Below are 9,031 nucleotides of genomic sequence, written 5' to 3' on the forward strand. Positions count from 1 at the left end.
TCTAATCTATTATTTATGAAATTAAAACTTTACTTTTTTTTATTGACTTTTATAAGTCTCAATTTCTCTAAAGCTCAAAACTATGATCACGTTTACAGCAAGGTAATTGGTATATATCAGCAATCAAGTTGGACATCGGGACAAGAATATGAAATAGAAAATTTTTCAAATTTCTCAAAATGTCACACCAATATTAATGTTAATTATACTTTTGATTTAGAAACCGGAGGAAACGGAACTATTAAAATGTATGCTGTTAATGGTTCTGGAGAGAATTTGATAAATACTATTAATGTAACCGACAGTCCTACTAGTAATTCTTTTAATGTTCCTGCAAACTTACTACCAATTGAAGGGTTTCTAATTAAATGGACAATTGGTAATACGACATCATCAAATTTTATTTTTGAAAGTTTTACACTTACAGCTACAAGTCCAGAAGGAACAATGCCTTCTAATCCATTAGTAGAGGATGTTTACTACACTGTTGGTCAGTTAGCTAATGCCTTGACAGCAAACGGAACGAACCTTAAATGGTATACTTCAAATTCTGGTGGAATGCCAATTACTACTGCACCTATTCCAAATACTAACACTTCAAGTGTTACTACTTATTATGTAACTCAAAGTGATTTTACTGGTTGCGAAAGTAAAAGACAAGCTATAAATGTTTATGTAGGTGATTCCGCTACACATTTAAATTTTGATGGAGTGGATGATTTTATTGATTGTGGTAATATATTGCCAGAGTCATACACAAAAGAGGCATGGATTTCTATAGATGCAATTAATCAGACAAGTAATATAATTTCAGGCTCAGACAGTTCTGGACAAAATGCTTTTTGGGTACCTAATGGAGTGTTATCTGCTGGTCATAATGGTACTTGGAATGCTGTCGAAGATTCAAATGTATTATCATTAAATACTTGGTATCATGTAGTGGTGAGTTATGATTACGCTACTCAAACTTTAAAATTATATAAAGACGGAATTTTGATAGATTCAAATAATAATGTTCCAGCACCAAATAATGGTAATGATATTCATATAGGTTCTTATGATGATGCAAATAACTTATTTAATGGATCTATTGATGAAGTTCGTATTTGGAATGTCGTAAGAACAGAAGAACAAATTAATGGTAGTAAAAATTGCGAGTTACAAGGTGATGAAGCAGGTCTTATTGCTTATTATCAATTTAATGAAGGTCTTGATGCTAATGAAAATGCAGCTTTCACAACTCTAAATGATGCAACTATCAATGCTAATAATGGGTCGTTAACTAATTTTGCTTTAACAGGAAATACATCTAATTGGTTAGCAGGTTCTCCAGTTGTAAGTGGATCAATTGTTCCTTCTGAAGCAATTGTTAGTAGTCCAGTAAATTATTTTCAAAATGATAGTGCAATGCCATTAACTGCTACTTTAGGAGCCAATGGATCAGAATTAATATGGTATACATCAGAAACTGGACAAGTTGGATCAACAACTGCTCCTATACCAAGTACAACAACTATTGGAGCTACTTCATATTGGGTAACAAGTACAAATGCCAATGGATGTGAAAGTGAAAAAACAGAGATTATTGTTAATGTCATGGCTCCTGCAACACACTTAAGCTTTGATGGTGTAGATGATTACGTTAATATAAACATCGGTACGTTTACTACTCAAAATTTAAATTATACACATGAGTTTTGGTTTAAAACTACAAGTGCTAATAGTACAATTTTTAATTTTTCTGATACAGGAATGCCTAACTCAGGAGGTTTTAATAAAACCATTTATTTACAAAACGGAAACCTAGTGTCTTATGTTTATAATGGTTCAGCAAACTTTATAACATCAACAACAACTTTTAATGATGATAATTGGCATCATGTTACAGAAATTGTTACACTCTCGGAAAGAAGCCTGTATGTAGATGGGACTTTAATTGGTACAAATACTAGTTTTTCTAACCAAAATTTTGGATATATAGTTTTAGGAGCAAGTAATTTAACTCCAGGAATTTATTTTGAAGGAGAAATAGATGAAGTTAGAATTTGGAATACAGCCTTATCTATTGACGATGTTAATGCAACAGGTAATTGTCAATTGGAAGGTGACGAAGCTAACCTATTAGCATACTATCAATTCAATCAAGGGATAGATGCAGAAGATAACACATCAGTAACTACATTATTAGATGCTACTACAAATGTTTACAATGGTAATTTAATAAACTTTGGTTTAACAGGTAATACAAGTAATTGGTTAGCAGGATCACCTATAGGAATTGCACCTATCGTGACGTCTCAACCACAAAACCAAACGATTACCGAAACAGATGATACTGTGGTATTTACTGTGTCTGCAACAAATGTTTCTTCATATCAATGGGAAGTGTTTTTTGAAGATGGTGATGGAGAAGGAGGTACCTGGATGCCATTAGACGATTCATTAACTAATCCGGATGTTTCTGGTTCTACAACTAATACGTTAACAATTTCAGGAGATAATCTTTCTTCTATCGTTGTTTTTCAATTTAGAGTTGTAATGAATGGTACTGCTAGTTGTAATGTAGTTTCAAACGAAGTTAATGTAACAGATGAAACGCTATCAGTGTCTACTGTATTAATTAATGAAGTAAAAGTATTCCCAAATCCAACAACAGATAACGTTAAAATCTCGTTATCAAAAGTTCAAGATTTTGAAATATCTGTTTACGACTTAAACGGAAGATTACTTTTAAACTCAAAAAACAGAAGTGATGCATTCCTATTAGATTTAACCAGTTATCAAAACGGGATATATATTATAAAGACGAAGATCGATCAAAAAGAAGCTATTAATCGAGTTATTAAACACTAGGGAAGTTTAGTATAAGTCGAGAAGCAGCGTTGTTAACTACAACGCTGTTTTTTTTTGCAATAGTGTTTTTGGGGTTCTTTATAGCAAATTGGATATTTTAGTGTTGTTTAACAAAACAATATTAAAAAAAAGTGTTTTTTTTACTAAATTATGTTAAAACAAAAACAATATTATAATGTCAACAAAAGACCAAATATTAAAAAAAATTGAAATACTAATTACCAATCATTTTGATACACCTAAAAAAGCATTCGAGTTTTTTGATAGTAATGGAGATCAAAAATTATCAAAAGCAGAAATTAAAAACCTTTTGCAAGAAGCAGAAATTAGTGGCTTTATACGTGGTATAATAGCTTCAAAACTAATTGAAGGGTATGATAAAGACGGAGATCAATTAATTAGTTGGTCAGAGTTTAAAGCTGCAATTGATGAGATTTCTCAATAATATTTTGATTTGAAAAACACAAGCCTACAATTTATACGACTATTAATAGCAACAATAAGTTTTTGGTCTCTTGCTTTCTGCCTTTTTATTATGATACGTTATTATCAAGTAGGAGTAGAAGGAGGTGAGGCATTTTTAACTTATGAACAAGGAGTGATACCTATAACACAATGGTTAGAGTTTGGTGTGTTTTCTGGATTTGTTGTTGGAATAGTGTATGCTATTGTCGAATTTTTATTTGATAAACTTCAATTAAATAAATTAGCTACTGGTGTTGTGGTGTTACAAAAATCCATAATATACCTAATAATGCTTATTCTATCTGCAAACTTTATAGTTAGCATTATCGAGGAGCAAATTGATAGAAACTTACCTAATGACTCAGGTTGGTGGATTCAAAACAAAGTATTTTGGTTAGTTGTTGGATATTTTATTGTCTGTTCATTAGTTTTTTCATTTTTAAAAATAGCAAAAGACAACTTTGGAAAAGGGGTTTTATTTAATCAATTAATAGGTAAATATAAAAAGCCAAGAGAAGAGAGACGAATATTTATGTTTTTGGACCTTCAAGCTTCCACAACAATTGCAGAACAATTAGGACACTTTAAATATAGTGAGTTAATTCAAAAATGTTTTTATGATTTAAATCGTGTACTTACTAACTATGATGCAGAGATATATCAATATGTTGGTGATGAGGCAGTAGTAAGTTGGCCTTTTGATAAAGGACTAAAAGCTAATAACTGTGTAGAATTATTTTTTAAATTTCAAGATAAGTTGTTAAAAAATGAAAAACTATACCTTAAAAAATTTGGTTTAACACCTAAATTTAAAGCTGGACTGCATGGTGGAAAGCTAATCGTGACAGAAGTTGGAACTATTAAAAAGGAAATAGCTTATCATGGAGACGTTATAAATACATCTGCTAGAATACAAGGTGAATGTAATAAATATGATGAAACATTACTTATTTCTGAAAAGCTATTACAAAAATTAAAATTACACAAGTATAAACTTACATCAATAGGCAACATAGCATTAAAAGGAAAAGAAGAAAAGCTTAACTTATTTTCTATTAATAGAATTAATCAATAAGACTTTCAATCAGTTGTTTTATAATAATTTCAACACCTTTTTCATTATTTGATTTTGTTTTAAAGTTTGCAACGGTTTTTACATTAGGGTGTGCATTATCCATAGCATAACTAAAGTGTCCTAACTTAAGCATTTCTATATCATTATTATAATCACCAAAAACCATAGTTTCAGTTTCATTAATATTATAAAGTTCTTGTATATGCTTAATGGCATGACCTTTATTAGCAATGTTTTCTGATATATCAACCCAATGATTTGCAGAAACTTTAACTTTAAAATCATCCTCTAAATGCTTAACATAAGGGTATATGTGCTTTTCTGAGCTCTCTTCGTGGTATAAGGCTATTTTATAAACATTTTCTTTAATTTCAGAAACATTGTCAATAACTTGATAGTTGGAATAGTACTCACTTAAAAGTGACATTAGCTTTTGTGATTTACTTATTACGTAAGCTTTGTTTTTTGTACAAAAAACAGGATGTGCAGCTTCTAAATCAATAACTAATTTAGCAATAGTGTCAAGGCTGTCCTTTTTAAAAGTGTTTGAAATCAGTAATTTATCTTGTTTAATTGCTAATCCTCCATTTTCTGATACTATAATAATATCATCTTTAATGCTACTTAATTTGTCTATCATACTATAATATGGTCTCCCACTAGCAGCAACAAATAGTATGTTTTTTGATTTTAATACTTTAAACAATTCAAAAAACTCATCACTGACTTGATGATTAGAGTTTAATAAGGTTCCATCTAAATCTGATACTATTAATTTTACTTGGCTTAAAGTCATTTTTAGTTATTAATTTTATGGTGTAAATCTAATTGTTATGTTGGTTATAAAACAAATATTATAGTTAAGTTATAATTAAAAGACATAAAAAAATCCGATTCAGTAAAGAATCGGATTTTCTATTTTATAAGCGAAGTATTGTTATACAAATGGCAAAATGCCCTTATTTTACTTTATTTACAATTGCTTCAAAAGCATCTGGGTTGTTCATTGCTAAATCAGCTAAAACCTTACGGTTTAATTCGATATTGTTAGCTTTTACTTTACCCATAAATTGTGAATAAGACATTCCATGTAATCTAGCTCCTGCGTTAATACGCGTGATCCATAATGCACGGAAAGTTCTCTTTTTATTTCTACGGTCTCTGTATGCATATTGCATAGCTTTATCAACCGCGTTTTTTGCTACTGTCCAAACGTTTTTACGACGTCCAAAGTAACCTTTTGCTTGTTTAAGCACCTTTTTTCTTCTGGCTCTTTTGGCAACAGAATTTACTGATCTAGGCATAATTTAAATTGTTTTTTGTAGTAGGCGGTTAATTATTAACACTTTGTAAAGGCCTAACTCCAGGGTTTATAAATAATTTGTAACCAATTAAGGTAATGTTACTTTAAACGCATCATTACTTTAATATTGTTCTCATCCGCTTTGTGTACTAAAGTACTATGCGTTAGAGCAAGCTTACGTTTTTTAGACTTCTTTGTTAAGATGTGACTCTTAAACGCGTGCTTTCTTTTTATCTTACCAGTACCAGTTAGCTTGAAACGCTTTTTAGCACTAGATTTTGTTTTCATTTTAGGCATTTTGTTTCCTAGTTTTAATTATTTCGCTTATAATATTTTTGTCCTTAATAAAGGCTAATATTTATTTTTTAGGAGCAATAAACATGGTCATACGTTTTCCTTCAAGTCTTGGCATTTGTTCTACTTTTCCAAATTCTTCCAAATCTTGAGCTAAACGTAATAATAATATTTGTCCTTGCTCTTTAAACACAATTGATCTCCCTTTAAAGAAAACAAAAGCTTTTAGCTTTGCACCTTCTTTTAAGAATTTTTCGGCGTGTTTCTTTTTAAACTCGTAATCATGGTCATCTGTTTGAGGACCAAATCGAATTTCTTTGATAACAACTTTTGTAGCCTTGGATTTTAATGCTTTTTCCCGCTTCTTCTGTTCATAAAGAAACTTCTTGTAATCCATTATTTTACATACAGGTGGATCTGCTTTAGGCGAAATTTCTACCAAGTCAAGTTCTTGCTCTCTTGCAAATTCTCTTGCTTCTTTTGTGGTATAGATTCCTACTTCAACATTTTCTCCAACTAGACGCACTTTTTCTGCTCTAATTTTACCGTTAATGTTGTGCTGATCTTCCTTAATGATTCTTGCCGGACCTCTTGATCTTTTTCTACGTATTGCTATGACTTATATATTTTAGTTAAACTTAATTTTAAAATTGTCTTTTTGTTTTATTTATCTCTGTTTTAACAATTTCTGCAAAGGTATCTACACTAATCGTGCCTAAATCTTCACCGCCATGTTGTCTTACAGATATCTTGTTTTCCGCTTCTTCTTGCTCTCCTATGATAATCATATAAGGCGTTTTGTTCATTTCTGCCTCTCTAATCTTCTTACCAATAGTCTCACTTCTGTTATCTACAAGTGCGCGAATTTCGTGATTTTCTAGCAAAGTTAAAACTTTTTCACCGTATTTCTCATATTTCTCACTAAGAGTTAATATGGAAACTTGATTTGGCATCAACCAAAGTGGGAAATTTCCTCCAGTATGTTCTAGTAAAATTGCAATAAAACGTTCCATACTTCCAAAAGGAGCACGATGTATCATTACAGGTCTGTGTGTTTCATTATCACTTCCTTTATATGATAGTTCAAAACGTTCAGGTAAATTATAATCTACTTGTATAGTTCCTAATTGCCATTGTCTACCTAATGCATCTTTAACCATAAAGTCTAACTTAGGTCCGTAAAAAGCAGCTTCGCCAGTTTCAATAACATAATTTAAGTTTTTATCCTTAGCAGCATTAATAATAGCTTGTTCTGCTTTTTCCCAGTTTTCAAGACTTCCAATATATTTTTCTGGCTTTTCTGGATCACGTAAAGAGACTTGTGCAGTAAAGTTTTCAAATCCTAAAGATCCAAATACATATAATACTAAGTCAATTACGTTTTTAAACTCTTGATCTAATTGATCAGGAGTACAAAAAATATGTGCATCATCTTGAGTAAAACCTCTAACTCTAGTTAAACCATGTAATTCTCCACTTTGTTCATATCTATATACAGTACCAAACTCAGCAAAACGCTTTGGTAAATCTTTATAAGACCATTGCATGCTGTTGTAAATCTCACAGTGATGTGGGCAATTCATTGGTTTTAGTAAAAATTCTTCACCTTCTTTTGGTGTAGTAATAGGTTGGAAGCTGTCTTCACCATATTTGGCATAGTGACCGGAAGTAACATAAAGTTCTTTTTGTCCAATATGCGGAGTAACAACCATTTCATATCCAGCTTTTTTCTGTGCTTCTTTTAAAAAGTTTTCTAAACGCTCACGTAAAGCAGCACCTTTTGGTAGCCATAAAGGTAAACCTTGACCAACTTTTTGAGAAAAAGTAAAAAGTTCTAATTCTTTACCTAGTTTTCTGTGATCACGTTTTTTTGCTTCTTCTAAAAGAGCTAAATACTCTGTTAATTCTTTTTGTTTCGGGAAAGACGTTCCATAAACACGTGTTAATTGCGGTTTATTTTCATCACCTCTCCAGTAAGCACCAGCAACTGACAATATTTTTACAGCTTTAATTATCCCAGTATTAGGGATATGTCCACCACGACATAAGTCAGTAAAAGTAGAATGATCACAAAAAGTGATAGTTCCATCTTCTAAATTTTCAATTAACTCAGTCTTATATTCATTGTCCTTATATAAAGACAAAGCTTCTGCTTTAGTTACAGATCGCATAGCAAACTCATGTTTACCTCTAGCTATCTCTAACATTTTATTTTCAATCGTCTTAAAGTCTTTGTCAGTAATTGTTTTGTCACCAAAATCTACATCATAATAAAACCCATTATCAATAGCAGGTCCTATAGTTAATTTGCTTTTAGGATATAACTCCTCGATAGCTTGAGCTAATACGTGTGCAGAACTATGCCAAAAAGCTTTCTTCCCTTCATCATTAGTCCAAGTGTAAAGTACCAAAGATCCATCCGTTGTCAATTTCGTAGAAGTTTCAACAGTAGTTCCATTAAAACTTGCCGAAATAACATTTCTTGCCAATCCCTCGCTAATACTCTTAGCAACATCCATAGGTGTAGAATCTTTTTCAAAAGATTTCACACTACCATCAGGTAAAGTAATTTTTATCATCAATATCAAATTAGACCACAAATATAATAGGATAATAATAGAATGACAATACAACTAATAAGTAATACTAAATAAAAATAATATAATATTGGCGTTACCCAAAGGGTCGGGCTATCACTACTCGCTTTTTTTTAGCCTATAATTTACTCTATTCAATATAATAGATGTTATAGACTAATTAATAGATCTATTAAAAGAAGCAATGGTAAAAAAAGAGCTCAAACATACCGTTCTATCCCTAACGCGTTGTATATCAGTAAGCAAATTAAATAAAGGCAGCAATACTTGTTTATCAGAAAACTTAAGTTAAAAAAATAATTCAAAAAACATCAGACTCTAACCTGTTAATAATAAAGCATTAAAGGTTTGAGTTAAAATAAAAACAAAAAAAGATTAAGAAAAGGGTTGTGGGAATGAAAAAGGCTTGTATATTTGCACCCCGAAAACGACGTAACGGATGTT

General features: G+C 31.0%; 8 protein-coding genes. 3 read left to right on the plus strand and 5 right to left on the minus strand.

Annotated elements, in window-relative coordinates; translation table 11 throughout:
• Positions 1–15 precede the first annotated feature (15 nt).
• The 3 genes from M890_RS0107355 (at position 16) to M890_RS0107365 (ending at position 4,393) form a co-directional block, all read left to right on the plus strand.
• Positions 16–2,853, plus strand: coding sequence for a LamG-like jellyroll fold domain-containing protein (locus M890_RS0107355; RefSeq protein WP_028282916.1), 2,838 nt, complete (start codon positions 16–18; stop codon positions 2,851–2,853).
• A 175-nt stretch (positions 2,854–3,028) separates the two neighbouring features.
• Positions 3,029–3,298 (plus strand): EF-hand domain-containing protein, encoded by a 270-nt coding sequence (locus M890_RS0107360; RefSeq protein WP_028282917.1) that lies wholly within the window; start codon positions 3,029–3,031, stop codon positions 3,296–3,298.
• Between the two features lie 90 nt (positions 3,299–3,388).
• A complete protein-coding gene (locus tag M890_RS0107365; RefSeq protein ID WP_198018202.1) occupies positions 3,389–4,393 on the plus strand; it encodes an adenylate/guanylate cyclase domain-containing protein in 1,005 nt (334 codons plus the stop codon).
• Here M890_RS0107365 and M890_RS0107370 read toward each other — a convergent pair.
• The 5 genes from M890_RS0107370 to thrS all read right to left on the minus strand — a co-directional run bounded on the left by M890_RS0107370 (position 4,383) and on the right by thrS (position 8,569).
• Positions 4,383–5,189, minus strand: a complete 807-nt coding sequence (locus tag M890_RS0107370) for a Cof-type HAD-IIB family hydrolase (protein WP_028282919.1) — start codon at positions 5,187–5,189, stop codon at positions 4,383–4,385. The genes M890_RS0107365 and M890_RS0107370 overlap by 11 nt on opposite strands.
• 163 nt (positions 5,190–5,352) lie before the next feature.
• The gene (gene rplT, locus M890_RS0107375) at positions 5,353–5,697 is read right to left on the minus strand and encodes a 50S ribosomal protein L20 (protein WP_028282920.1); all 345 of its coding nucleotides are present in this window, start codon (positions 5,695–5,697) and stop codon (positions 5,353–5,355) included.
• Between the two features lie 98 nt (positions 5,698–5,795).
• Complete coding sequence (gene rpmI, locus M890_RS0107380; RefSeq protein ID WP_028282921.1) at positions 5,796–5,993, minus strand: 50S ribosomal protein L35; 198 nt, start codon at positions 5,991–5,993, stop codon at positions 5,796–5,798.
• A gap of 61 nt (positions 5,994–6,054) precedes the next feature.
• A complete protein-coding gene (gene infC, locus M890_RS0107385) occupies positions 6,055–6,564 on the minus strand; it encodes a translation initiation factor IF-3 (protein WP_261375276.1) in 510 nt (169 codons plus the stop codon).
• Between the two features lie 70 nt (positions 6,565–6,634).
• Positions 6,635–8,569, minus strand: coding sequence for a threonine--tRNA ligase (gene thrS, locus M890_RS0107390; RefSeq protein ID WP_028282923.1), 1,935 nt, complete (start codon positions 8,567–8,569; stop codon positions 6,635–6,637).
• Positions 8,570–9,031: the final 462 nt, after the last annotated feature.

It is taken from the genome of Olleya marilimosa CAM030, assembly GCF_000518485.1.
In the GTDB taxonomy this organism is placed as follows: domain Bacteria; phylum Bacteroidota; class Bacteroidia; order Flavobacteriales; family Flavobacteriaceae; genus Olleya; species Olleya marilimosa.

What these genes read in the sequence shown, in the direction of transcription:
- rpmI (WP_028282921.1), bottom strand. Translation starts at nt 5,993, where the DNA reads ATGCCTAAAATGAAAACAAAATCTAGTGCTAAAAAGCGTTTCAAGCTA.
- M890_RS0107355 (WP_028282916.1), top strand. Translation starts at nt 16, where the DNA reads ATGAAATTAAAACTTTACTTTTTTTTATTGACTTTTATAAGTCTCAAT.
- rplT (WP_028282920.1), bottom strand. Translation starts at nt 5,697, where the DNA reads ATGCCTAGATCAGTAAATTCTGTTGCCAAAAGAGCCAGAAGAAAAAAG.
- M890_RS0107365 (WP_198018202.1), top strand. Translation starts at nt 3,389, where the DNA reads ATGATACGTTATTATCAAGTAGGAGTAGAAGGAGGTGAGGCATTTTTA.
- thrS (WP_028282923.1), bottom strand. Translation starts at nt 8,569, where the DNA reads ATGATAAAAATTACTTTACCTGATGGTAGTGTGAAATCTTTTGAAAAA.
- M890_RS0107360 (WP_028282917.1), top strand. Translation starts at nt 3,029, where the DNA reads ATGTCAACAAAAGACCAAATATTAAAAAAAATTGAAATACTAATTACC.
- M890_RS0107370 (WP_028282919.1), bottom strand. Translation starts at nt 5,189, where the DNA reads ATGACTTTAAGCCAAGTAAAATTAATAGTATCAGATTTAGATGGAACC.